Below are 616 nucleotides of genomic sequence, written 5' to 3'. Positions count from 1 at the left end.
CATCATTAAATGATGCCGTGATAAACTTCTCTGCCGTTAACTCATCACGATTCAGATAACCCCGAGCCAGACCCGAACCTCCCACATACAATTCACCAATCGCCCCCACAGGACTAAAACCCTGCTCGCGGTTTAATACATACACGCGACGATTCGATAACGGCTTACCTATAGGAACCGACAGGCAGTTAGCATCTGCACTTCCTATATGGTACGTGGTACTAAACGTTGTGTTCTCTGTAGGTCCATAACCGTTTATCAGACTCGTCTGCGAATATTTTGACTGAAAACGCCGTACAGTGTGTGGGCTAACTTTATCGCCCCCTACTAATAAATAACGTAGCGACGTTAAGTCATCATTGTATTGCACAGCAAATTGATCAAATAACCCTGCCGTCATCCACACAGTGTTCACACTATGCCGCGAGATAAAATCACCTAACGTCTTGATATCCACCACTGAAAACGCAGGAATAACAAGGCGTCCTCCATGCAATAACGCGCCCCACAGTTCAAACGTGGCCGCATCAAATGACACCGTGGCCCCCTGTAACATCACTGTATCAGCCGACAGTGGAACAAAGTGGTTATTCATCACCAACGACACCACCGAACG

At 47.1% G+C, this 616-nt stretch carries 1 protein-coding gene; it reads right to left on the bottom strand.

What is annotated here, in order from left to right; translation table 11 throughout:
* The coding region (locus J8L71_RS18350; protein ID WP_211001801.1) for an AMP-binding protein at positions 1–595 on the bottom strand (595 nt) is incomplete at its 3' end.
* Between the last annotated feature and the right edge of the window lie 21 nt (positions 596–616).

The sequence above is a fragment of the Pseudoalteromonas sp. MMG007 genome, from assembly GCF_018100985.1.
Lineage (GTDB): Bacteria > Pseudomonadota > Gammaproteobacteria > Enterobacterales > Alteromonadaceae > Pseudoalteromonas.
The sequence above is the reverse complement of the archived record's forward strand: the minus strand, read 5'-3'. Positions and strand labels throughout refer to the sequence as shown.